The sequence below is a fragment of the Pseudomonas sp. P7779 genome (assembly GCF_013386315.1).
Taxonomy (GTDB): Bacteria; Pseudomonadota; Gammaproteobacteria; order Pseudomonadales; family Pseudomonadaceae; genus Aquipseudomonas.
In genome coordinates, this window is the sequence record NZ_JACARZ010000016.1 from 43,689 (window position 1) to 66,900 (window position 23,212).

Annotated in this window: 17 protein-coding genes; 11 read left to right on the forward strand and 6 right to left on the reverse strand. The window is 62.3% G+C overall.

Going from position 1 to position 23,212, the window contains the following annotated elements; translation table 11 throughout:
- Positions 1–49 precede the first annotated feature (49 nt).
- Both HX869_RS05205 and HX869_RS05210 read left to right on the forward strand, forming a co-directional pair.
- On the forward strand, positions 50–1,084 hold the full coding sequence (locus HX869_RS05205; protein ID WP_008439485.1) for a histone deacetylase family protein: 1,035 nt from the start codon (positions 50–52) through the stop codon (positions 1,082–1,084).
- Entirely contained in the window at positions 1,081–2,172 is a 1,092-nt protein-coding gene (locus tag HX869_RS05210) for a polyamine ABC transporter substrate-binding protein (protein ID WP_102604044.1), read from the forward strand. The genes HX869_RS05205 and HX869_RS05210 overlap by 4 nt, the downstream gene beginning before the upstream one ends.
- 21 nt (positions 2,173–2,193) lie before the next feature.
- On the opposite strand, the gene HX869_RS05215 is transcribed toward HX869_RS05210, so the two are convergent.
- On the reverse strand, positions 2,194–3,756 hold the full coding sequence (locus HX869_RS05215; protein ID WP_178902829.1) for a PLP-dependent aminotransferase family protein: 1,563 nt from the start codon (positions 3,754–3,756) through the stop codon (positions 2,194–2,196).
- Positions 3,757–3,846: 90 nt separating this feature from the next.
- On the opposite strand from HX869_RS05215, the gene HX869_RS05220 reads away from it, so the two are divergent.
- The 5 genes from HX869_RS05220 (at position 3,847) to HX869_RS05240 (ending at position 10,407) form a co-directional block, all read left to right on the forward strand.
- On the forward strand, positions 3,847–4,482 hold the full coding sequence (locus HX869_RS05220) for an FMN-binding negative transcriptional regulator (protein ID WP_177020310.1): 636 nt from the start codon (positions 3,847–3,849) through the stop codon (positions 4,480–4,482).
- Positions 4,479–4,925, forward strand: coding sequence for a GNAT family N-acetyltransferase (locus HX869_RS05225; protein ID WP_003213433.1), 447 nt, complete (start codon positions 4,479–4,481; stop codon positions 4,923–4,925). Before HX869_RS05220 ends, HX869_RS05225 begins: the two co-directional genes overlap by 4 nt.
- A 13-nt stretch (positions 4,926–4,938) precedes the next feature.
- Positions 4,939–5,610 (forward strand): GNAT family N-acetyltransferase, encoded by a 672-nt coding sequence (locus tag HX869_RS05230; RefSeq protein ID WP_102370186.1) that lies wholly within the window; start codon positions 4,939–4,941, stop codon positions 5,608–5,610.
- Between the two features lie 384 nt (positions 5,611–5,994).
- Positions 5,995–8,967, forward strand: coding sequence for an autotransporter domain-containing protein (locus tag HX869_RS05235; RefSeq protein ID WP_178902830.1), 2,973 nt, complete (start codon positions 5,995–5,997; stop codon positions 8,965–8,967).
- A 111-nt stretch (positions 8,968–9,078) separates the two neighbouring features.
- On the forward strand, positions 9,079–10,407 hold the full coding sequence (locus tag HX869_RS05240; protein WP_178902831.1) for an autotransporter domain-containing protein: 1,329 nt from the start codon (positions 9,079–9,081) through the stop codon (positions 10,405–10,407).
- A gap of 69 nt (positions 10,408–10,476) precedes the next feature.
- On the opposite strand, the gene oadA is transcribed toward HX869_RS05240, so the two are convergent.
- Positions 10,477–12,285 carry a sodium-extruding oxaloacetate decarboxylase subunit alpha gene (gene oadA / locus HX869_RS05245; protein WP_102370189.1) on the reverse strand — a complete coding sequence of 603 codons (1,809 nt, stop codon included), beginning with the start codon at positions 12,283–12,285 and terminating at the stop codon, positions 10,477–10,479.
- An 11-nt stretch (positions 12,286–12,296) separates the two neighbouring features.
- Positions 12,297–13,712, reverse strand: coding sequence for an acetyl-CoA carboxylase biotin carboxylase subunit (locus HX869_RS05250; protein ID WP_003213442.1), 1,416 nt, complete (start codon positions 13,710–13,712; stop codon positions 12,297–12,299).
- Between the two features lie 194 nt (positions 13,713–13,906).
- Here HX869_RS05250 and HX869_RS05255 point away from each other — a divergent pair, with 194 nt between their 5' ends.
- A complete protein-coding gene (locus HX869_RS05255) occupies positions 13,907–14,881 on the forward strand; it encodes a LysR family transcriptional regulator (protein WP_003213443.1) in 975 nt (324 codons plus the stop codon).
- Here the strand turns inward: HX869_RS05255 and HX869_RS31505 are convergent.
- From HX869_RS31505 to HX869_RS05265, 3 genes are all read right to left on the reverse strand, one after another.
- Positions 14,811–15,008 carry a PA3496 family putative envelope integrity protein gene (locus HX869_RS31505; protein WP_003213445.1) on the reverse strand — a complete coding sequence of 66 codons (198 nt, stop codon included), beginning with the start codon at positions 15,006–15,008 and terminating at the stop codon, positions 14,811–14,813. The genes HX869_RS05255 and HX869_RS31505 overlap by 71 nt on opposite strands.
- A gap of 222 nt (positions 15,009–15,230) precedes the next feature.
- Positions 15,231–16,097, reverse strand: coding sequence for a transcriptional regulator HexR (gene hexR / locus HX869_RS05260; RefSeq protein WP_003213447.1), 867 nt, complete (start codon positions 16,095–16,097; stop codon positions 15,231–15,233).
- 162 nt (positions 16,098–16,259) lie between these two features.
- A complete protein-coding gene (locus HX869_RS05265) occupies positions 16,260–19,133 on the reverse strand; it encodes a GGDEF domain-containing phosphodiesterase (RefSeq protein ID WP_177022400.1) in 2,874 nt (957 codons plus the stop codon).
- A 279-nt stretch (positions 19,134–19,412) separates the two neighbouring features.
- Here HX869_RS05265 and uvrD point away from each other — a divergent pair, with 279 nt between their 5' ends.
- The 3 genes from uvrD to HX869_RS05280 all read left to right on the forward strand — a co-directional run bounded on the left by uvrD (position 19,413) and on the right by HX869_RS05280 (position 23,207).
- Positions 19,413–21,596: a DNA helicase II gene (gene uvrD, locus HX869_RS05270; RefSeq protein ID WP_003213452.1), complete on the forward strand. Its 2,184-nt coding sequence runs from the start codon at positions 19,413–19,415 to the stop codon at positions 21,594–21,596.
- Between the two features lie 191 nt (positions 21,597–21,787).
- Positions 21,788–22,663 carry a Tim44 domain-containing protein gene (locus HX869_RS05275; protein WP_003213454.1) on the forward strand — a complete coding sequence of 292 codons (876 nt, stop codon included), beginning with the start codon at positions 21,788–21,790 and terminating at the stop codon, positions 22,661–22,663.
- A gap of 136 nt (positions 22,664–22,799) precedes the next feature.
- Complete coding sequence (locus HX869_RS05280) at positions 22,800–23,207, forward strand: SMI1/KNR4 family protein (protein ID WP_003213456.1); 408 nt, start codon at positions 22,800–22,802, stop codon at positions 23,205–23,207.
- Positions 23,208–23,212 lie beyond the last annotated feature (5 nt).

The window sequence follows — 23,212 nt, forward strand, 5'->3', positions numbered from 1 at the left end:
ACCCGCCGCAAGACTGGACTCACCGATTCAGCCTGCGGAGAACAACAATATGCTGACGATCTACTCGGACGATCACCACCTGCACCATGGCCGGTGCGAGTTGATGGACGGGCAACTGATGCCCTGTTTCGAAATGCCCTCGCGCGCCGACCATGTGTTGCAACGGGTCAAGGACCGCGAACTGGGCCCGGTGCAAGCGCCTGAGGATTTTGGCCTGGCGCCGCTGCAACGTATTCACAGCCCCGCGTACCTGGACTTCTTCAAAGGCGCCTGGCAACGCTGGACGGCATTTGGCCAGGACGGAGACTTGCTGCCCTACACCTGGCCCGCACGCACCTTGCGCCGGGTCATCCCCACCAGCCTGCACGGCCAGCTCGGCTATTACAGTTTCGACGGCGGCGCGCCGATCACCGCCGGCACCTGGCAAGCGGCCTACAGCGCGGCGCAAGTCGCTCTCACCGCGCAACAGGCGATCCAGCAAGGCGCCCGCAGTGCCTTCGCCCTGTGCCGTCCGCCCGGGCACCACGCCGCCAGCGACTTGATGGGCGGATATTGCTACCTCAACAACGCGGCGATCGCAGCCCAGGCGTTTCTCGACCAGGGCCACACAAAGGTGGCCATCCTCGACGTGGACTACCACCACGGCAACGGTACCCAGTCGATTTTCTACGAGCGCGACGATGTGCTGTTCACCTCGATCCACGGCCATCCGGAGGCGGAATTTCCGTTCTTCCTGGGCTACGCCGACGAGTTGGGCGAAGGCGCCGGTGAGGGTTTCAACTTCAACTATCCGTTGCCCGCAGGTTCTGGCTGGGACCGCTGGAGCGCCGCCCTGGAGCAGGCCTGCGGGGATATCGAGCGCTACGGCGCCGACATCATCGTGGTCTCGCTGGGCGTCGACACCTTCAAGGACGACCCGATCTCCCAGTTCAAGCTCGACAGCCCCGACTACCTGGCGATGGGTGCGCGAATCGCCCGCCTCGGCAAACCGACGCTGTTTGTGATGGAAGGCGGCTACGCCGTGGAAGAAATCGGCATCAATGCCGTCAACGTTCTCGAAGGTTTTGAGGGATTCGCCCAATGAACATGCTCAAGCATCTCGTCCTCTGCGCCGCCGTGCTGAGCGGGGCCGCGCACGCCGAAGAAAGAACCCTGCGGGTCTACAACTGGTTCGACTACATCACGCCCAAGGCCCTGGAGGATTTCAAGGCGCAGAACCCCAGCGTCAAGCTGGTCTACGACATCTTCGACACCAACGAAGCCCTGGAGGCCAAGCTGCTGACCGGCAACTCCGGCTATGACGTGGTCGTGCCCTCCAACGTGTTCCTGGCCAAGCAGATCGAAGCCTCGGTGTTCCAGCCGCTGGACCGCAGCAAACTGCCCAACTGGAACCACCTCGATCCCAAGTTGATGAAGCTGATCGAGGCCAACGACCCCGGCAATAAATTCGCCGTGCCCTACATGTACGGCACCATCCTGATCGGCTTCAACCCGGACAAGGTCAAGGCCGCGCTGGGGGCGAACGCCCCCGTGGACAGCTGGGACCTGATCTTCAACGTCGAGAACATCAGCAAGCTCAAGCAATGCGGCGTGGCGCTGCTGGATTCGCCGTCGGAAATCCTGCCCTTGGCATTGCAACACCTGGGCCTGGACCCCAACAGCAGCAACCCGGCGGACTATGTCAAAGCCGAAGCACTGCTGATGAAGATCCGCCCGTACATCACCTATTTCCACTCGTCCAAGTACATGGCTGACATTGCCAACGGCGACATCTGCGTGGCGGTCGGCTATTCCGGCAGCTTCTCCCAGGCCGCCAACCGCGCCAAGGAAGCCAGGAACGGTGTGACCGTGGACATGCGCCTGCCGAAAGAAGGTGCGCCAATCTGGTTCGATATGCTCGCAATCCCCAAAGGAGCCAAGAACCCGGAAGACGCCTACGCCTTTATCAACTACCTGCTGCAACCGGGCGTGATCGCGCCGATCAGCGATTTTGTCGGTTACCCCAACCCCAACAAGGACGCCACCGGGTTGGTGGATCCGGCGATTCGCAACAACCCCAACCTGTACCCGACCGAGGCGGCCATGGCCACGCTGTATACCCTCAAGCCCCTGGGACGTGACGCCGAACGAGCCAGGACCCGCGCCTGGACCAAGATCAAGTCCGGCACCTGATCGGTTGCCGCCGGTTGCGCCTCAGTGCGCAACCGGCGCGCGCCAAACCTGGCCCAAGCGCTTCAACGCCTGGCTGATCTGCGCCTCGGGCACGGCAGCAAACCCCAACACCAATCCGGCACGCTGATCCTGCGGCGTGAGTGACTCCGGCAGCCAATAGCTGCTCAAGCCATTGACCTCCACACCCACTGCCGCCGCCTGTTGGATCAGCGCCTGTTCCCGCGCCAGGCTGTCGACCCGCACGGTCAGGTGCAGCCCGGCCGCCACCGACGGCAGACGGCCAACGCCTTCAATGTCGGCAGGCCATTCGGCCAATAGCGCATTGAGCCGGCTCTGCGCGGCGCGGCGCATGCGGCGTACATGGCGCTGAAAATGCCCGGTCGCCATGAACTCCGCCATCACCGCCTGGGTGCTGACTTCCGAGTGGCGCACATCCACCGCGCGGCGCCGGGCAAAGGCCTGGACCAGGCCGGCCGGCAACACCAGGTAGCCCAGGCGCAGCGCCGGAAAGGCCACCTTGCCGAAAGTCCCGACATACAGCACCCGCCCCGTGCGATCGAGGGCCGCCAGTGGCGCCAGGGGCGCGCCGCTGTAGCGGTACTCACCGTCGTAGTCATCCTCGACGATCCAGCCGCCCGTACGCTCGGCCCAGGCCAGCAGTTCCAGGCGCCGGGCCAGGCTCATCACCACGCCGGTGGGGTATTGATGGGACGGGGTGACGTAGGCCAGGCGGCAACCGCCGAGGCGGTTCAAGGCAGCGCAGTCGATGCCCTCGCTGTCCACCGTCACGCCATGCAATTGGCCACCCGCCACCGCGAACGCATGGCCTGCTGCCCGATACCCCGGATTCTCGATGGCAACCTCATCGCCGGGCTCCACCAGCAGCTGTGCACAAAGGCTGATTGCCTGTTGCGCGCCACTGGTGATTACTATTTGCTCAGCCGTGCACTGCATACCGCGAGAACTGCGTAGATAGGCCGCAATCAATCCACGCAGGCGCGCGTCGCCCGCCGGGTCGCCGTAACACAACTGCTGCAAGTCCGGCTTGCGCCAGAAAGCCGCATTCAGCTTGGCCCACACGTCAAACGGGAACAGATCGAAAGCCGGTACGCCCACCCTGAAAGCCCTCGGCGGACCACTGGGCGGAAGCGCCAAATGATTGTTTTCCACCCGCGCCAGCGCACCGCTGTGGATAACTTGACTGGACGAAAACACAGGTAAATCCGGCCGACTTGTGGATAAACCTGGGGATAAGCCTGTTGATAACCCTGTGGACACTTTTGTGGATAGTTTTTTTGCGGGCGTCGACGTCTGCGGCAATTGCGCCACATAGGTGCCATCACCCACGCGGCCTTCGATAAATCCTTCGGCATACAGTTGGTCGTAAGCGCGAACCACACTGTTGCGCGAGATCGACAGCGCGGCCGCCAGGTCACGGCTGGCGGGGAGCCGGGTGCCACTGACCAACCGGCCATCCAGTACTCGCTGGCGCAGCGCCTGATAGAGCTGGCGGGTGAGTCCCTGGCGGCGGTCCAACTCGATACCCGCCGGGTTGAACGAGAGCGGTGGTTCTAACGCAGGCATGGAATTGGACCTATAAAATTGACTGTAGATGGCTCTTACAACGAACCAATAGCCTGCCTAGGATGCAGGCATTCGCCAAGGAAAATCTTCATGTACACACCACGCGCCTTTGCCCTCGATGACTTGCCCGAAATCCAGCAACTGATCCAGCACACGCGCCTGGCGCAACTGGTGACCTTGGGCGAACAAGGCCTGCAAGCCAGCCATTTGCCGCTGCTGCTCAACCCGGATGAAGGGCCCAACGGCACCCTTTACGGGCACATGGCCAAGGCCAATCGCCAATGGCAGGACCTGCAAAATGGCGGCGAGGCCCTGGTGATTTTTGCCGGCGCCGAGGCCTACGTCAGTCCGTCGTTCTACCCGGCCAAGGCCGAACACGGCAAAGTGGTGCCGACCTGGAATTACATCGCGGTACACGCCTACGGCACCGGCGAAGTGTTCACCGACGCCGAGCGCCTGCTCGAACTGGTCAGCGCCCTCACCGACCGCCATGAAGGCAATCGCGCCCAACCCTGGAAAGTCAGCGACGCCCCGGCCGACTACATCGACGGCATGCTCAAGGCCATTGTCGGCTTTGCCCTGCCGATCCAGCGCCTGGAAGGCAAACGCAAACTCAGCCAGAACCGCAGCCCGGCGGACATCGCCGGTGTTCGCGACGGCCTGGCTGCCAGCACCGACGTACGCGACCAGACCCTCGCCCGCTTTATTCCCAAGGAGCCATCATGAGCCAGATCGAAATCCGCCAGGTCAGCGCCGCCGACCACGCCGCTTGGTTGCCCCTGTGGCAAGCCTACCTGCGCTTCTACAACACCGAACTGCCCGACGCCGTCAGCCAGAACACCTGGCAACGCTTGATCGACGCCAATGAGCCGACCCACTCGGCCCTGGCCTGGCAGGACGGCAAGGCCGTAGGCATGGTCAATTTCATCTACCACCGTTCCAACTGGAGCATCGAGAACTCCTGCTACCTGCAGGATTTGCTGGTAGATCCGGCCCAGCGCGGCACCGGCGTCGGCCGAAAGCTGATCGAATTCGTCTACGCCACCGCCAAGGCCGACGGTTGCTGCAAGGTCCACTGGCTGACCCACGAGACCAACGCCACCGCCATCCAGCTGTACGAACGCATCGCCGAACGCCCCGGTTTTATCCAGTTTCGCAAAGGTCTTTAAGGAGAAGCACAGCATGACGACATCATTGGCCGACTGGAAAGGTGTCCCGGCGCCCACCGTCACCCTTATCGAAGGGCGCTTCGTGCGCCTGGAAAAACTCGACCCGGCCCGCCACGGCGATGACCTGTTCAACGCCCTGCAAGGCCCCGGCGCGGATCCGAAGCTGTGGGACTATTTGCCTTACGGCCCATTCCCCGAGCGCGCCGCCTTCGACGCCTGGCTGAACAACCACGCGTCCCACAGCGACCCGTACTTCTTCAGTGTGATCGACAAGGCCAGCGGCGAGGTGCAAGGCATCCTCAGCCTGATGTCCATCGTGCCCGAGCAAGGCCGCATTGAAATCGGCCACGTGACCTTCGGCGCCCCGATGCAACGCTCTCCGAAAAGCACCGAGGCGGTGTACCTGCTGGCCAGGCACTCGTTCGAGTTGGGCAATCGTCGCCTGGAGTGGAAGTGCAACAACGCCAACGCCCGCTCCAAAAACGCCGCCGAGCGTTTGGGTTTCAGTTTTGAAGGGGTGTTTCGCCAGCACACCGTGGTCAAGGGCCGGAACCGGGATACGGCGTGGTATTCGATCCTGGATGGGGAATGGCCGGCGATTGGGGCGGGGTTTGAGCGGTGGCTGTCAGATGCCAACCAGACCGGTTCGGGACAGTTGAAAACGCTGGTGGAATGCCGTACCTAATCCACCCTGCCCCCCCCTGACAAATGTGGGAGCGGGCTTGCTCACGAAAGCGGTGTATCAGTTACAAATGTATTAACTGACCCACCGTCATCGCGGGCAAGCCCGGCTCCCACATTGTATCTTCAGCGTATCCGAGCCTTGTGCTCAGCCAACCCCGCCCATCTTCAACCCAAACGGCCTGAGCGCCGCATTCAACGACTTGAGCGTCTGATTGCCCTCGCCGTGTTCGATATACACCAGAGTACGCACGTGCACATCGACATTTGGTTCAGCATGGTGACCTCCCCCCAAACGACGCACCACCTCAGTAACCTCCCCGCCATCATTCTGTAAAAAACCTCCGCTATACAGGTCGACTCTTTTCCAAAAATAAGGACGTCTGCCATGCCTCCGTCACCCCAGCGCCTCGTACTCACCCTCGGCCTGCTGGTGGGCAGCGGCTTTGCTGACGCAGCCCCGACCCCACCCAAGACATTGCAGATCGACACACCGACCACCACCGGGCAAACCCTGGGCGGCAGTGACTCGCTGACGATCTCGGCACCCGGCAGCATCACCACCAGCAAAGTGGCCGTGACCCTGAAGGACGGCACCCGCGACAATGGCGTGGTGATCGACAACGCCGGCAGCATTACCTCCACGGGTGGCCGGGCCATCGACAGCAGCGGCGATCTCACCGCCGCGCGCAACTACAGCATCTACAACCGCGCCGGTGGCGTGATCCAGGGCGCCAACGACGCGCTGCGCATCGACAGCAACTTCGCCAGCGGCAGCCTGTTGATCGACAACAACGGCACCATTCGCTCCGCCACCGGCCAAGGGCTGGACCTGGATGCGATCCGCAGCTCCAACGTCACCACCACTATCATCAACCGCCAGGGCGGGCTGATTCGCGGTGACGCCAGCGACGGCATGAAGACCGGCGGCAACGCTACGATCACCAACTACGGCGAGATTTCCACCGGCGACACCCACTCGCGCGATGACAAATTCGACGGCGTCGACATCGACTCCGCTACTGGCGTGACCGTCACCAACTACGGCCTCATCTCCGGCGGCCGCCACGGCATCACCACCGACCTGGGCGCCACGCTGACCAACTACGGCACGGTAATCGGCCGCAACGGCTCGGGCTTTGGTTCCGACGGCGATGGCACGGTGATCAACCATGGCACTATTACCGGCGCATTTTCCGGACTGCAGCCGGACGGCGATGGTGACGGCGTGGACATCGACAAGATCGCCCACATTGAAAACTACGGCATCATCCAGGGCGTCGGCGCCGGCGGTGTCGACAAGAACGGCTTTGCCAACGGCAGCGAAGGCATCGCCCTCGGCGGTGGCTACGTGTTCAACGGCGCGGGTGCATTGGTAAGCGGTGCCAACAACGCGGTGCTGGTGGACGACGGCAGCGACGGCCCGGGACTCGCTGCAACCACCCTGATCAACCATGGCACCATTCAGGGCCTGAACGGCTTCGGCGTGAAGTTCGTCGGCGAGTTTGCCGACGCGGTGGTCAACGCTGGCGTGATCAGCGGCAGCAACGGCCTCGCCCTGGATTTGGGCGGCGGCGATGACACGCTGGCCCTGCTCGGCGGCAGCCGCTTTGTCGGCGTGGTGGATGGCGGCACCGGATATGACCGCGTGATCATGGACGACGTCGCCGGCGGCAGTTTTGGCGACAGCCGCAACTTCGAATGGCTGGACGTGAAGCAAGGCACCTGGACCCTCACCGGCAGCGGCGACTTCAGCGACGGCGGCGAGATTTTCAGCGGCGCCAAGCTGATCAACCAGGGTGGGATCGCTGGCAACCTGACCGTCGATGAAGGCGGTATTTATGCCGGTGGCGGCAGTGTCGGCAGCCTGTTGGTCAAAGGCACCTTGCAGACCAACACCGCCCTCGGCACCGCCAGCATCACCCGCGACCTGACGATGACCAGCGGCTCGACCCTGGCCTATGGCGTGAATGCCGACGGCAGCAGCGCACCGGTCCAGGTCGGCGGCACCGCGTACCTGAATGGCGCGACCCTGGCGGTCAATCCCGGCACCGGCACCTACCCGTGGCAGAGCCACTACACGGTACTGCAGGCCGGCAGCATCAATGGCACGTTCGGCAAGGTCACCAGCGACTATGCCTTCCTCACCCCCACCCTGGATTACAGCCCTACCCAGGTCGGCCTGACCTATTCCCGCAATGACGTGGCGTTCAATCAGTTCGCCAACACCGGCAACGGCACCCGCGCCGCCAACGCCCTGGCGAGCCTGGGCAAGAACAACGCGTTGTACAACGCCTTGCTCAACACCACCAACAGCAGCGCCGGTGCCGCCATCGAGCAATTGGCCGGCAGCAGCACCGCCAACCTGACCAGTGCCACCCTCGGCGCCAGCGCCCAGGTCGGCAACAGCATGTTGAACGCCATGCACCAACTGGGCGGCGGTGCCGGACTGCTGGTGGGCCTTGATCAAAAAGACACCCCCGTACTGGCCGCCACCGGCGTACCCGCCGAAGCCCGCAACCTCAACGATCCCAATGCCCGGGGCCGCCTGTGGCTGCAAGGTATCGGCAGCTACGGCAAGCTCGACGGCGACCACGGCAGCAATGGCCTGACCCAGCGCACCAAAGGCAGCGTGCTGGGGGCCGATTGGGCGCTCGATTCGGACTGGCGCGTGGGCGTGCTGGGCGGTTATTCGAAGACCGACCTGGACACCACCGGCGTCGACGGCAGCGTCGACAGCTGGCACGCCGGCGTCTACGCCATGCGCCAGAGCGGACCGCTGGCCTTGCGCCTGGGTGCTGCGTACAGCGGGCACCAGGGAGACAGTAAACGTACGGTGGCCTTTGACGGTTTCAACGATCGGCCCAAAGGTGACTACGACGCCAACAGCCAACAAGCCTTCGCCGAACTGGGTTATGCCATGGGCAGCGGGCGCCTGAGCGCCGAGCCGTTCGCCAACCTCGGCTACCAGCGCTACCACCGCGACAGCTACAACGAAAAAGGCGGCGCCGCCGCCCTGCATGTCGACGGGCAAACCCAGGACAATTTCAGCAGCACCTTCGGCCTGCGCCTGGCGCACTTGAGCCAGCTGGACAACGGCATCAGTCTCACACCGCGGGTCAGCGCCGGCTGGAAACATACCTACGGCGACGTGGACAGCAGCACCCGCCAGGCCTTCCTGATGGGCGGCACCGCGTTCAACGTCGAAGGCAGCGCCCTGGACCGCGACAGCCTGTTGCTGGAAGCCGGGCTGGATATAGGCCTGTCGGCACGCCATACCCTCGGCGTGGGCTACAGCGGCGAAATAGGCAGTAACAGCCGCAATCACGGGCTGATCGGGCAATGGCAGATGAGTTTTTAATCGCGGCCCACTAGAGACATCTCTGGCAGGCAAAGGGTGGATGGCCTGACATTTATCCGCCCTTTACCCCGCTAGATTTCCCGACCTCATACATCAAGAGGTCGGACCTGCATGCCACTCCTTCAGAAACAACTCGCACTCGCCATCACCTTCGCGCTGGGTGCCACCAACGCTCAATTCGTCCAGGCGCGAGGGGACATCAATCCAGACAGCGAGTGGTTCATCCCGGCGCCAGAGGCCGGCCAGCAAGGCCACCAGCGCCCCAAGCCACCCAAGCCCACTCCCGACTTTAACTTTACCGACCACGCCACCACCCGTAACGGCCAGCAGGTTGCCCGCGTACTGGACTCTGCCGTGGATACCCTCATCAAGTCGGGCGAACTCAATGAGTGGCAAGAGTACGAACTGGACAATATCGCCCGGGAGCTTGGCAGGCTGGCGCCGGGCCGTGTGGGTGCAGTTCTGGAGCAACTGGCAGGCAGCCAGAACGCCAACCTTGGCGCCGCCACTCAAGACAGCATGAAACAGCTCAACAGCAGCCTGCTTTCAGTCATGCGCAGGGCAGGCGACGAACGCAACCTTACGGATGCCGAAGGCAATGGCCACGTATGGTTCCAGGCCCTGGGCAACGCTGGGAAGCTTGAAGGACAGCACGGTAGCGTGGGCCTGCAGCAACACACCCAAGGCCTGATGCTGGGCGGCGACTGGGCAGTGGACGATGCCTGGCGGGTGGGTGTGATGGGCGCCAAGTCCGCCAGCGACCTGAACGCCAAACGCTTCAAGGGCGAACTGGACAGCTGGCACCTTGGCGGTTACGCCGTGCGTCAGGACGGCCCCCTTGCACTGCGCCTGGGGGCGATCTACAGCAGCCATGCCGGCCAAACCCAACGCACCGTAGACTTTGATTTCGTTGAGCGCCGCGAGCAGTCCAAAGGCAAATACAACGCCCAAAGCCAGAACGCTTTCGCCGAGCTGGGCTATCAACTGGACAAGGGCAGTTTCAGCGTCGAACCCTATGCGGGGATCGGCTACCAGCGCTATCACCGCGACCGCTACAAGGAAAAAGGCGGCTTTACAGCGCTGAATGTCGGCGCCCAGACCCAGGAAAACCTCAGCAGCAACTTCGGCTTGCGCCTGGCCAGTGCCTTTACGCTGGACAACCAGATGGCCCTCAAGCCGCACCTGAGCACAGGCTGGAAGCACCTCTACGGTGACGTGAGCAGCACCGTGCGCCAGTCCTCCGCGTGGGTAAAACAGCCGGGCTTCAACAGTGACTTCACCATCGAAGGCACCTCCCTGGACCGCGACAGCCTGGCGCTGCACACCGGGGTGGACCTGGCGCTGTCGACCCGGCACACCGTGGGCCTGGCCTATACCGCCGAGGTCGGCACCCACAGCCGTAACCAGGGTTTGCTGGGCCAGTGGACCCTGGCGTTCTGATTATTGCGGGCAAAAAAAAGGGGGCACATGCCCCCCCGAGGTTTAAGCGGTAGTTTCGAAGGCTGTTGATCAGCCTTCGATTTCAATCAGGATTTCACCCGGGTTGACCCGGTCGCCCTTGGCCACGTGTACGGCGGTGACCTTGCCGGCGATCGACGCCTGTACTTCGGTCTCCATCTTCATCGCTTCAGTGATCAACACAGCCTGGCCGGCCTTCACCACGTCGCCTTCCTTGACCAGCACGTCGACGATGTTGCCCGGCATCGCCGTGCTGACATGGCCTGGCGCGGTGGCGTGCTTGCGCTTGCTGCCGCCACTGCTGACAAACTCGTTGAGCGGCTCGAACACCACTTCTTCCGGCATGCCGTCGATGGACAGGTAGAAGTGGCGCTTGCCTTCGGCCTTGACGCCCACCCCGGTGATGTCCACGCGATAGCTTTCGCCGTGCACGTCGATCACGAACTCGGTCGGCACACCTTCACCACCGGCACGGGCCACGCCGCCGGCTTCAGGAATCGGCAACAGCACTTCAGGGCTCAAGGTGCCAGCGTCGCGCTCTTCAAGGAATTTGCGCCCGATGTCCGGGAACATCGCGTAGGTCAGTACGTCTTCTTCGGACTTGGCCAACGCGCCGATTTCGCCGCGCAACTTGGTCATTTCCGGCTTCAGCAGGTCTGCCGGGCGATGGTCGATCACCTCTTCGCTGCCGATGGCCTGGCGCCGCAGTTTTTCATTCACGGTGCCCGGCGCCTTGCCGTAGCCGCCTTGCAGGTACAGCTTCACTTCGTTGGTGATGGTCTTGTAGCGCTCGCCGGCCAGCACGTTGAAGAACGCCTGGGTACCGACGATCTGCGAAGTCGGGGTGACCAGCGGCGGGAAGCCAAGGTCTTCACGAACCCGCGGGATTTCGGCCAGCACTTCGCTCATGCGGTTCAGCGCGCCCTGCTCTTTCAGCTGGTTGGCCAGGTTGGAAATCATCCCGCCCGGTACCTGGTTGACTTGCACGCGGGTGTCGACGGCGGTGAATTCGCTTTCGAACTGGTGGTACTTCTTGCGCACAGCGTAGAAGTACAAACCGATTTCCTGCAGCAGTTCCAGGCTGAGGCCGGTGTCGAATTCGCTACCTTTGAGGGCCGCGACCATCGACTCGGTACCCGGGTGGCTGGTGCCCCAGGCGAAGCTGGAAATGGCGGTGTCGATATGGTCGGCACCGTTTTCGATGGCCTTGAGCTGGCACATCGAAGCCAGGCCCGCAGTGTCGTGGGAGTGGATGAAGATCGGCAGGCTCTGCTCGGCCTTCAGCGCCTTGACCAGCTCGCCGGTGGCGTATGGCGTCAGCAGGCCGGCCATGTCCTTGATCGCCACCGAGTCGCAACCCATGGCTTCCATTTGCTTGGCCTGGGCCACGAACGCCTCGATGGTGTGCACCGGGCTGGTGGTGTAGGCGATGGTGCCCTGGGCATGTTTGCCGGCGGCTTTTACCGCTTCGATGGCCACTCGCAGGTTACGTACGTCGTTCATCGCGTCGAAGATGCGGAACACGTCGATGCCGTTGACGGCGGCCTTGGCGACGAAGGCTTTGACCACGTCGTCGCTGTAGTGGCGGTAGCCCAACAGGTTCTGGCCACGCAGCAGCATTTGCAGGCGCGTGTTGGGCAACGCCGCGCGCAGTTTGCGCAGGCGCTCCCACGGGTCTTCTTTCAGGAAGCGTACGCAGGCGTCGAAGGTCGCGCCGCCCCAGACTTCCAGGGACCAGTAGCCGACTTTGTCGAGCTTGTCGCAGATCGGCAGCATGTCGTCGGTGCGCATGCGGGTTGCCAGCAACGATTGGTGGGCGTCGCGCAGGATGGTGTCGGTTACGAAGATCTTCTTGCTCATTCTTATATTCCTCACAGGCCTGCGTGGGCGGCGATGGCGGCGGCGATGGCCAGGGCCAGCTCTTCGGGTTTGCGCTTGATCGAGTAGTTGGTCAGCTCAGGGTGGCTTTCCACAAAACTGGTGTTGAACTGGCCGCTGCGGAATTCCGGGTTGCGCAGGATTTCCTGGTAATAGGCGGCGGTGGTCTTCACGCCTTGCAGGCGCATGTCGTCCAGGGCGCGCAGGCCGCGGTCCATGGCTTCTTCCCAGGTCAACGCCCACACCACCAGCTTCAGGCACATCGAGTCGTAGAACGGCGGGATGGTGTAGCCGGTGTAGATCGCCGTGTCGGTACGCACGCCGGGACCGCCGGGTGCGTAGTAACGGGTGATCTTGCCGAAGCTGGGCAGGAAGTTGTTCTTCGGGTCTTCGGCGTTGATGCGGAACTGCAACGCAAAACCCCGGTGCTGAATGTCTTCCTGCTTGACCGACAGCGGCAGGCCCGACGCAATGCGGATCTGCTCACGCACAATGTCGATGCCGGTGATTTCTTCGGTAATGGTGTGTTCCACCTGCACCCGGGTGTTCATCTCCATGAAGTACACCTCGCCCTCGGCGAGCAGGAACTCCACGGTGCCGGCGTTCTCGTAGCCCACGGCCTTGGCCGCGCGCACCGACAGGTCGCCGATGTAGGCACGCTGTTCAGGGGTCAGCTGGGGGCTAGGGGCGATCTCAATCAGCTTCTGGTTACGGCGCTGGATCGAGCAATCGCGCTCGAACAGGTGCACCACATTGCCGAAGCTGTCACCGAGGATCTGCGCCTCGATGTGCTTGGGATTGACGATGCATTTTTCCAGGAACACTTCCGCCGAACCGAAGGCCTTGGTGGCTTCGGAAATTACCCGGGGGAAGGCTTGTTCGAGTTCTTCACGGCTGTTGCAGCGACGGATACCGCGACCGCCACCACCGGAGGTGGCCTTGAGCATCACCGGGTAACCAATGCGGTCGCCTTCGGTGAGGGCTTCAGCGATGTCGGCAACGTTGCCTTCGGTGCCCGGGGTCACCGGTACGCCGGCCTTGATCATGCTGCGGCGGGCTTCGGTCTTGTCGCCCATGCGGCGAATCACTTCGGCCGATGGGCCGATGAACTTGATCCCACGTTCGGCGCAAATGTCTGCCAGCTCGGCGTTTTCCGAGAGGAAGCCGTAGCCGGGGTGCAGCGCGTCGCAACCGGTTTCCACCGCCAGGTTCACCAGCTTGCGCGGGTTCAGGTAACCGGCCAATGGCTCGGCACCGATGCTGTGGGCTTCATCTGCACGCTTTACATGCAGGGCATGGCGATCGGCATCGGAATAGACCGCGACCGAACGAATGCCCATCTCGGCGCAGGCACGCACGATACGTACGGCAATCTCACCACGGTTGGCGATCAGGATCTTTTTTATCACTTGGAAATTCCCTTGAGCCGATTGCTACCTACTTCGACCCTGGAAGCGGGTCGGCGCGTGACCAAATATTTCATGGCAGTCGCGTGACACACACTATGCCCCTGCAGGGATTAACAAAAATCAATAATTATTGGGTTGTGTATAAGCAAAGACTTATAGTCGTCCCATCAAGGGTCGGCAGGAGTGTTTGAACAATGCGTAAGTCATTGATGCGTATGACATTGCGTCAATTGCAGATTTTCAATGAAGTCTGTGATTTGCGTTCCTACAGCCGCGCAGCCGAGGAAATGTCCCTCACGCAACCGGCCGTTAGCCTACAAATCAAGCAGCTGGAGGAGCTGCTGGGCCAGCCATTGTTCGATTACGTCGGCAAAAAGCTCTATATGACTGAAGCTGCTGAAGCCTTGCAACGGGCCAGCCGGGACATTTTCGGCCGCCTGGAAAACCTCGATATGCAGCTCTCCGACATGCAGGGCTCGTTGCAGGGCCAGCTGAAACTGGCGGTGGAATCCAGCGCCAAGTACTTCGTGCCGCACCTGTTTGCCGCCTTCAAGCGCCAGCATCCAGAGGTCAACCTGCACCTGACGGTGGTCAACCGCGCCCAGGTGATTCGCCGGCTTTCAGACAACCGCGACGACCTGGTGATCATGTCGATGGTGCCCCAGGACATGGGCCTGGAATTCCTGCCGTTCCTGAACAACCCGATTGTCGCGGTGGCACCCCACGATCATCCGCTGAGCCATCAAGGGCCGTTGCGCCTGCAGGACCTTGAGCCTTACACGCTGCTGTTGCGCGAGCCGGGGTCCGGGACGCGGATGGCGTGCGAAGAGTATTTCAAGGAGAAGCGCGTGCACTTCACCCAGACGGTGGAAGTGTCTTCGGCCGAGGCGCAGCGCGAGTGCGTGACCGCTGGGTTGGGCGTGGCGCTGCTGACGCGCCACGCGGTCAACCTGGAACTGGCCACCGGCGGGCTCAGGGAGCTGCCGGTGGAAGAACTGCCGCTTTACCGCAGTTGGTGCCTGGTGCAGGCCAAGGCCAAGCGCCTGTCACCGGTGGCCCATGCATTCCTGGGCTTTATCCGCAGCGAGCGGCTGCAGATCAGCGCGCTGGCTGAACGCTTCGCTGGGCAGCCGCGGGTGCCTGCCAGTGGAGTTCCGGATAGTCACTGATGCTCTGTTGCAATTGACGCTGATCGCAGCGGTCTTCAATTGCGCGACGGAAGGCCATGCGGCGCTGGTCTTCCTGCTGGCGGCGGGTCTTGACGGTGCTGTTGCTTTCTTCGTATTGCCGAGCCATTTCGAGTCTCCCAATGCGAGTAAGGGGAGTTCAGGATGGGCTCGGGCAATGACGGTTTAGCGGCATGGGGATGACAGGACGATGAATCTTGCGGGGCAGGACCCAATCAAAATGTGGGAGCGGGCTTGCTCGCGAATGCGGTGGGCCAGCCAGCATATTCAGTGACTGACACTCCGCATTCGCGAGCAAGCCCGCTCCCACAATGGGTCCGCGTACAAACTATCAGTCGTCGAGGGCTTTTACGGACTTGGGTGACAACCGAAGGCTGCGCAAGCTGCGCTTCACGCTCTTGAGGTGGTTGACCAGGCTCGGGCCGCGCGCCATGGCCACGCCCATCGCCAGCACGTCGATCACCACCAGGTGGGCGATACGCGAGGTCAGCGGCGTGTAGATCTCGGTGTCCTCGTGCACATCGATCGCCAGGTTGACGGTCGACAGCTCTGCCAATGGCGTCTGGCTCGGGCACAGGGTAATCAGGGTCGCGCCGCTTTCACGCACCAGGTTGGCGGTGATCAGCAAATCCTTGGAGCGGCCGGATTGGGAAATGCAGATCGCCACGTCGCTGGGCTTCAACGTCACCGCCGACATCGCCTGCATGTGCGGGTCGCTGTAGGCCGCCGCCGTCAGCAGCAAACGGAAGAACTTGTGCTGGGCATCCGCCGCCACCGCGCCGGACGCGCCGAAACCATAGAACTCCACGCGCTGGGCCTGGGACATGGCGGTCACGGCTTTTTGCAGCTCCACCGGGTCGAGCTTTTCGCGCACTTCCATCAGGGTGTGCAGGGTGGTGTCGAAGATTTTCAGGCTGTAGTCGGCGACGGAATCGTCTTCGTGGATCGCAAACTGGCCAAAGCTCGCACCGGCCGCCAGGCTCTGGGCCAGCTTGAGCTTCAAGTCCTGGAAACCGGAGCAACCGATGGCGCGGCAGAAGCGCACGATGGTCGGCTCGCTGATGCCCACGCTGTGGGCCAGGTCGGCCATGGAACTGTGCATCACGGCCGCAGGGTCAAGCAGCACGTGATCGGCAACCTTGAGTTCCGATTTGCGTAACAGGTGGCGCGACTGGGCGATATGTTGCAACAGGTTCAAAGGGCTGGACTCTTGTTATTGGCAGACGCCAGGGATGTAGCAAGCTTGTAGTTATACTACAAGAATTACCGATTTGCCCGTTCGATGCATCACTTAATCACGCTGCTGCCCGCTGATTCAGCGGGCAGGCTCGATGTAGCCCCGCGTGCGGCTTGGGCTCAACTATGGAAAATCGGCATTTTTTCGTAACAAATCCGCCAAGCCATCCGCTTCCACCGGCCGACTGATCAAATAGCCTTGCACCTCGTCGCATTGCTCATCCCGCAAAAAGTCCAGCTGCTGCTGATCTTCCACACCCTCGGCCACCACCTTGAGCGACAGCCCGTGGGCCATGGCAATGATTGCGCGGGTGATCGAGGCATCTTCGCGTCCCTGGCCCAGGCCGCGAATGAACGTCTGGTCGATCTTCACGTAGTCCACGGGGATGCGCTTGAGGTAACTGAGGGATGAGTAGCCGGTGCCAAAATCATCAATCGCCAGCTTCACCCCCAGGTCGCGCAGTTGCTGGAAGGTCGAGATGATGTGCTCGACGCTGTCGAGCAGCTGGCTTTCGGTCAGTTCCAGCTCCAGGTATTGCGGATCAAGCCCGGTTTCTTCCAGCACCTGGCGCACCAGGCTGATCAGCTTGCCCTGGCGCAGTTGGTGCACCGACAGGTTGACCGACACCCGAATCGGCGCCAGCCCCTGGCGTTGCCATTCACAAGCCTGCCAGCACGCCTGGCGCAACACGAACTCCCCCAGCGGCACGATCAGGCCGGTTTCTTCGGCCAGCCCGATAAAGTCGCCGGGCGGCACCATGCCCCACTGCGGATGTTCCCAGCGAATCAATGCTTCGGCCGCATTCAGCTTGCCACTGGCCAGGCACAGTTTGGGTTGGTAGAACACCGTAAGCTGGCGCTCATCAATCGCCTTGCGCAGCTGGTTTTCCAGCTGCAAACGTTCCAGGGTGCTGGCCTGCAGGCTGTCGGTGTAGAACTGGAAGTTATTACCGCCCAGGTGCTTGGCGTGCTGCATGGCCATGTTCGACTGGCTGACCAGCGCGGATATTTCCCGCGCATTGTCGGGCAACAGGCTGACGCCCATTGAGGCACTGACCACCAGCTCGTGCCCTTCCACCGTCACCGGCACCCGCAACTTGGCCAGCAACCGCGTGGCCACCCGCGCCAGGCTCGACAGGTTGCCGTAGGCGTCGAACAGCACGGCGAATTCATCGCCAGAGAGCCGCGCGATGGTGTCGGCCTCAGGCAAGGCGTTGATCAAGCGGCGGGCCATTTTCTGCAACAACTGGTCGGCCACTTCATGCCCGAGGCTGTCGTTGAGCAGCTTGAAACGGTCCAGGTTGATATGCAGTAAAGCCAGGCTGCGGCCACCCTGGCGCACCCGCTGATGGGCTTCGCGCAACCGCTCGCGGAACAGCGAGCGGTTGGCCAGCCCGGTCAATTCGTCGTAGTGCGTGAGATAGCGCATGCGCTCTTCGGATTCGCGCCGCGCGGACAGATCAGCGAAGAAACCCACGATATGGCTGACATTTCCCCGAATATCCCGCACTACATTCAGTTGTAGCCATTGCGGGTAGAGTTCGCCGTTCTTGCGGGTTTCCACGAGCTCGCCCTGCCAGGTGCCGTGGCTGAGCAACGCCTGGCGGATCACCGGGAAGTGGCGCCGTGCGTCGCGGCTGCTGGGCAGCTCCACGACATTGCGCCCGATCATGTCGTCAATGTCGAAGCCGGTAACGCGGCTGAATGCCTGGTTGACGGCTATCAGCACGTAGTCCGGGTCGAGGATCACAATGCCTTCGCTGGCCGCCTCAAACACCGTCGATGCCAGGCGCTGCTGTTCTTCCAGGACCTTGCCGGCGCTGATGTCGCGGCGGGTACCGAGCATCCGCGTGACGCGCCCGCCTGCCGAGCGCTCCACGGCGCGGCCACGGTCCTGGATCCATACCCAATGGCCATCGCCATGGCGCACCCGGTATTCCACCAGGTAGTCCTCGCTGCGGCCTTTAAGGTGCTCCACCAGCGCGCGCTTGAGCAGCGGCAAGTCGTCCGGGTGCAGGCGTGGCTTGAGGTGGCTGAGCATCGCCGTGACGTATTCCGGCTCCAGGCCGAACAACTCCTTGAGCTGGGTATGGTGGACCTCATCGGTTTGCAGGTTCCAGTCCCACAGACCCAGTTCGCTGGCCTGCAACGCCATGGCCAGACGCGCCTCGCTTTTGCTCAGGGCCAGGCTCGCCGCGTCCAGTTCCTGACTGCGCTGATCGACGCGTTGCTGCAGGCCGATCTGTGCTTCGCGCAACTCTTGTTCGACCTGGCGCCGCTGCTCCACCTCACGCACCAGTTCCTGGTTCAGTTGCTCGCTGCGTTGCTGCGCTTGCTGCAGATGCTCGATCAACGCCTGGTTCTGGAAGCGCCTGAGCAGCCCGCGCTGGATCAGGCGATTGACCTGCCATGCCACCAGGCTCAGGGATGCCAGCAGAATCAGGCCCAGGCAACCCCAGCCTTGCTGTTGCGGGTCGCCGCTCCAGAATAAATAGAGGATGGCCGGCACCAGGCAGGGCACGGCAAACGACAGGAAAGCCGGCAGACTGACGGCATAGGCCACACTGGCGGACAAGGTCGCCGCGCCGAGCAGGCCGAACACCCAGGCCTGTTGCGCAAAACTGTCCACAGGGACCAGGGCGATGGCAGCACTGGCCAGCGTCAAGCCGCTGACGGCCGAGCCCAGCATGAACATGCGTCGCCAGATCGGCTGCGCTTGGCGGCTGGGCATGGCGGAATCGAACGCCGCCACCTGAATTACCCGCAAGGCCACCAGCGCCAGCAGCCATACCAGCCAAATGCTGTCCAGCAGATAGCGCTGCGGGCTCCAGAGCAACCAGGCGCAGACCAGTCCATTCACCAGCATTAATAAAGTAGGCAGCAGGGAGCCTTGGTAAAGCAGGCGCGTGCGCTCCACCGCCATCTCCATGGCGTAGTGCTTGCGGATAACCTGCGCCGGCGCCACGGAGGGTCCCGCCAGGTCAATGCTAAGGGTCATAGGCAGTGTTCTTATAATGGTGAGCCCGAAACGTCGACGGAGCATACACAAGCAAACGCTCGGGCCAAACTGCCCCAAGTCATAAAAACAGCGCGACAATCAGGCGCAAACCTTGGAGCCAGACAGCTTGAGTGAGACAGGGCGCGGGCTGTGGGCGATGACCGACCGGTCATCACCGTGAATAGATTGTTGCCTTATCCTGTGTCGACGCAGAAGTTTTCCCGTGACCACCCGGCATTGGGATTTGCCCGACTCCCCCGGGCACCCTAGAATGCGCCGATGCGCGATGATCTCTCTCTTTTGCTGAACTCCCTCAACGATGCCCAACGCCAGGCCGTAGCGGCCCCCGTTGGCCGTCAGTTGGTCCTGGCCGGTGCTGGCTCCGGTAAAACCCGAGTGCTGGTGCACCGTATCGCCTGGTTGATCCAGGTCGAGAACGCCTCACCGCATTCCATCCTGTCGGTGACTTTCACCAACAAGGCCGCTGCCGAGATGCGTCATCGCATCGAGCAGTTGATGGGCATCAGCCCGGCCGGCATGTGGGTGGGCACCTTCCACGGCCTGGCGCACCGCCTGTTGCGAGCGCATTGGCAGGAAGCCGGCCTGAGCCAGACCTTCCAGATTCTCGACAGCGACGACCAGCAACGCCTGGTCAAGCGGGTAATCCGCGAGCTGGGCCTGGATGAACAACGCTGGCCGGTCCGTCAGGCCCAGTGGTTCATCAATGGCCAGAAAGATGAAGGCCTGCGCCCGCAACATATCCAGGCCAGCGGCGACCTGTTCCTGGCCACCATGCGCAGCATTTATGAAGCCTATGAAGTGGCCTGCCAGCGCGCCGGCGTCATCGACTTCTCCGAACTGCTGCTGCGCGCCCTCGACTTGTGGCGCGACAACCCGGGCTTGCTGGCGCACTACCAGAAACGCTTCCGCCACATCCTGGTGGACGAGTTCCAGGATACCAACGCCGTGCAGTACGCCTGGTTGCGCCTGCTGGCCAAGGGCGGCGACAGCCTGATGGTGGTGGGCGACGACGACCAGTCGATCTACGGCTGGCGCGGCGCGAAAATCGAGAACATCTACCAGTACAGCGACGACTTCCCGGACGCCGAAACCATCCGCCTGGAACAGAACTACCGCTCCACCGCCGGGATCCTCAAGGCCGCCAACGCCTTGATCGCCAACAACACCGGGCGCCTGGGCAAAGAGCTGTGGACCGACGGCGGCGAAGGCGAAGCGATCAACCTGTACGCCGCCTTCAACGAACACGATGAAGCGCGCTACGTGGTGGAAACCATCGAAAGCGCCCTGAAAACCGGCCTGGCCCGCAGCGATATCGCGATTCTCTACCGCTCCAACGCCCAATCACGGGTATTGGAAGAGGCCCTGCTGCGCGAGCGCATTCCGTATCGCATCTATGGTGGCCAGCGCTTCTTCGAACGTGCCGAAATCAAGAACGCCATGGCCTACCTGCGCTTGCTGGAAGGTCGCGGCAACGATGCGGCGCTGGAACGGGTGATCAACATTCCGGCCCGTGGCATCGGCGAGAAGACCGTCGAGGCGATTCGCGACCACGCACGCCACAGCGATGTGTCGATGTGGGAAGCGATGCGCCTGCTGATCGCCAACAAGGGCCTGACCGGCCGTGCGGCCGGTGCCTTGAGCGTGTTTGTCGAGCTGATCGAGAACCTGGCCGCCAAGTGCATGGAAATGCCCCTGCACCTGATGACCCAGACCGTGATCGAGCAGTCCGGCCTGATCGCCTACCACGAAGCGGAAAAAGGCGAGAAAGGCCAGGCCCGGGTAGAAAACCTTGAGGAACTGGTCAGCGCCGCCCGCGCGTTCGAAAACACCGAAGAAGACGAAGACCTGACGCCACTGGCGGCATTCCTCGGCCACGCTTCCCTGGAAGCCGGCGACACCCAGGCTGATGAGCATGAAGACAGCATTCAGCTGATGACCTTGCACAGTGCCAAGGGCCTGGAATTCCCCTACGTGTTCCTGGTGGGCATGGAAGAAGGCCTGTTCCCCCACAAGATGAGCCTGGAAGAACCCGGCCGCCTTGAGGAGGAACGCCGCCTGGCCTACGTGGGCATCACCCGGGCGATGCAGAACCTGGTGATGACCTACGCCGAAACCCGGCGCCTGTACGGCAGCGAGACCTACAACAAGGTGTCGCGCTTCGTACGTGAAGTGCCGAAAGGGCTGATTCAGGAAGTGCGCCTGTCCAACAGCGTCAGCCGACCGTTCGGCGGCGGCCAGCAGCAGAACTCCAGCAGCATGTTCGCTGGTTCGGAAATCCCCGAGACGCCGTTCAGCCTTGGCCAGCAGGTCAAGCACGCGATCTTCGGCGAAGGCGTGATCCTCAACTTCGAAGGCGCCGGTGCCCAGGCCAGGGTGCAGGTGAACTTCGCCGAAGGCAGCAAGTGGCTGATGATGGGCTACGCCAAGCTCGAAGCAATCTGAAACAACTGTAGAACATGAAGGATGTTGCCCCACCCTTGTATTTGGCAGCGGTGGGGCCAATATCTGTAATAAGTCCTACAGACGATTCGGTATTGGCCCTACGCAAAAGCCCGAAACACTATGCCGCTAGCCACTGACATCACACCTGTGCAACATGGCGCGCGTGCAATCCACAAATGGGAATTCCCTTTATGAAACGTTTTCTTAGCATCGCCATGGCGTTGTGCATCGGCCTGACGATGAGCCTCGACGCCAACGCCAAGCGCTTCGGTGGCGGCAAATCCATGGGCTCGGCGCCGAGCCACCAGACCAGCCAAATGGCCCCATCCGGCGGCGGCATGGGCGGCGCAGCTGCGACCGCTGGCGCTGCCGGTGCCGCAGGCGCTGCTGCCAAGGCTGGCGGTGCTTCGCGCTGGTTGGGCCCTCTGGCCGGTATCGCGGCCGGCGGCCTGCTCGCCTCCATGTTCATGGGCGGCGGCTTCCAGGGCATGCAGATCTTCGACATCCTGATCATGGCGGTCATCGCCTTCCTGATCTTCCGCTTTATCGCCGCCCGTCGCCGCAAGCAACAGGAGCACATGGCTCCAGCCGGCGCGCCGATGCAGCGTGAAGTGTTCGAGCAAAAGCCTGCTGCCATGGGTTCGATCTTCGGCGGTTCGGCTGCTCCTGCCGCCGCTCGTCCGGTGATCAACGCACCCGCCTGGTTCAACGAAGAGCGCTTCGTCGAAGCGGCCCGCAGCCACTTCCAGTCCCTGCAGCAACACTGGGACGCCAACGAAATGGACAAGATCGCCGAGTTCGTGACCCCGCAACTGCTGGAGTTCCTCAAGCGCGAACGTGCCGACCTGGGCGACGGCTTCCAGTCGACCTACATCGACGACCTGAAAGTGCAGCTTGAAGGTGTGGATGACCGCGCCGACAAGACCATCGCCACCCTGACCTTCAGCGGTGTGTCGAAGACCTCGCGTTTCGACCAGGGCGAAGTGTTCAGCGAAAGCTGGAACATGGAGCGCCCACAAGGCGAAAACCAGCCTTGGCTGGTCGCCGGTATCCGCCAGAACGGCTGATCCCTGCCCGCTTTGAGTACGCAGTAACAAAAACCCCGGACTTGTCCGGGGTTTTCTATTTCACGGTTGCACTTATAGCGAGCTACTGTATAAAACGCCCCTATAAACCGCGCCATCTAGCAAGAGGATCCCGGCCGTGGAAGAAGTTATCGAACAATTGCGTGAAGCCAACGAACCGGTACCGGTTCCTCTGGAGCTGCCTGACGAAGATCAACTGGTGGAAATCGAGGAGCAACTGTTCATCGATATTCCGTTCGTCTTCCGTGAATTTCTGCTGACCGTCAGCGATGTGGTCTACGGCAGCCTGGAGCCGGTGACCGTCACCGACCCACAGTCCCACACCTACCTGCCGGACGTTGCCGCCAACGCCTGGGATGCCGGTGTTGACCGCAGCATGATCCCGATCTGCCAGGACGGCGACGACTACTACTGCGTCGAGGAAGACGGCACCGTGGTGCTGTGGTCCGGCGAAGAAGAACTCGTCACCGAAGAAACCTGGGAATCGGTGTGGCACTGGGCACGGGACGTCTGGCTGGAAAGCTGAGACCC

Coding starts and splice junctions, on each gene's coding strand:
- HX869_RS05265 (WP_177022400.1), bottom strand. CDS start 19,133: ATGACCCTTAGCATTGACCTGGCGGGACCCTCCGTGGCGCCGGCGCAG.
- HX869_RS05275 (WP_003213454.1), top strand. CDS start 21,788: ATGAAACGTTTTCTTAGCATCGCCATGGCGTTGTGCATCGGCCTGACG.
- HX869_RS05235 (WP_178902830.1), top strand. CDS start 5,995: ATGCCTCCGTCACCCCAGCGCCTCGTACTCACCCTCGGCCTGCTGGTG.
- HX869_RS05220 (WP_177020310.1), top strand. CDS start 3,847: ATGTACACACCACGCGCCTTTGCCCTCGATGACTTGCCCGAAATCCAG.
- HX869_RS31505 (WP_003213445.1), bottom strand. CDS start 15,008: ATGGCTCGGCAATACGAAGAAAGCAACAGCACCGTCAAGACCCGCCGC.
- HX869_RS05255 (WP_003213443.1), top strand. CDS start 13,907: ATGCGTAAGTCATTGATGCGTATGACATTGCGTCAATTGCAGATTTTC.
- HX869_RS05215 (WP_178902829.1), bottom strand. CDS start 3,756: ATGCCTGCGTTAGAACCACCGCTCTCGTTCAACCCGGCGGGTATCGAG.
- uvrD (WP_003213452.1), top strand. CDS start 19,413: ATGCGCGATGATCTCTCTCTTTTGCTGAACTCCCTCAACGATGCCCAA.
- HX869_RS05210 (WP_102604044.1), top strand. CDS start 1,081: ATGAACATGCTCAAGCATCTCGTCCTCTGCGCCGCCGTGCTGAGCGGG.
- HX869_RS05240 (WP_178902831.1), top strand. CDS start 9,079: ATGCCACTCCTTCAGAAACAACTCGCACTCGCCATCACCTTCGCGCTG.
- HX869_RS05230 (WP_102370186.1), top strand. CDS start 4,939: ATGACGACATCATTGGCCGACTGGAAAGGTGTCCCGGCGCCCACCGTC.
- oadA (WP_102370189.1), bottom strand. CDS start 12,285: ATGAGCAAGAAGATCTTCGTAACCGACACCATCCTGCGCGACGCCCAC.
- HX869_RS05225 (WP_003213433.1), top strand. CDS start 4,479: ATGAGCCAGATCGAAATCCGCCAGGTCAGCGCCGCCGACCACGCCGCT.
- HX869_RS05205 (WP_008439485.1), top strand. CDS start 50: ATGCTGACGATCTACTCGGACGATCACCACCTGCACCATGGCCGGTGC.